This is a genomic window from Blastococcus saxobsidens (genome assembly GCF_010682065.1).
Taxonomy (GTDB): domain Bacteria; phylum Actinomycetota; class Actinomycetes; order Mycobacteriales; family Geodermatophilaceae; genus Blastococcus; species Blastococcus saxobsidens_B.
Genome location: NZ_JAAGWG010000076.1, coordinates 1 through 533 on the forward strand (window position 1 = coordinate 1; position 533 = coordinate 533).

The window sequence follows — 533 nt, forward strand, 5'->3', positions numbered from 1 at the left end:
CGATGTGAAGAAGCTCGGGCGCATCCCCGACGGCGGGGGCTGGCGCGCTCATGGCCGCGGCACCAGACCCGGTTCAGCCCGCGGACTGGGCTATGACTACGTGCACGCCGCCATCGATGACCACTCCCGGCTGGCCTACGCCGAGATCCTGGGTGATGAGAAGGGCGCCACCTGCGCCGGCTTCCTCACCCGCGCCGCCGCCTTCTACGCAGGCCACGGCATCGGCATCGAACGGGTCATCACCGACAATGCCATGAACTACCGCCGATCCCGCGACTTCACCGCCGCCGTGACCGCCATCGGTGCCCGGCAGAAGTTCATCCGCCCGCACTGCCCCTGGACCAACGGGAAGGTCGAACGCTTCAACCGCACCCTCGGCGCCGAATGGGCCTACTCCCGGCCCTTCACCAGCAACGACGACCGCGCCGCCCTCTTGCCCACCTGGCTCAACCACTACAACCTGAACCGGCCCCACCTGGGCATCGGCGGACGCTCACCCATCGACCGCGTCAACAACGCAGCGGGTCAGTACA

At 68.3% G+C, this 533-nt stretch carries 1 protein-coding gene; it reads left to right on the top strand.

All coding sequences use genetic code 11. The features are described 5' to 3' along the window. The coding region (locus tag GCU60_RS19720) for an integrase core domain-containing protein (RefSeq protein WP_163208350.1) at positions 1–533 on the top strand (533 nt) is incomplete at both ends.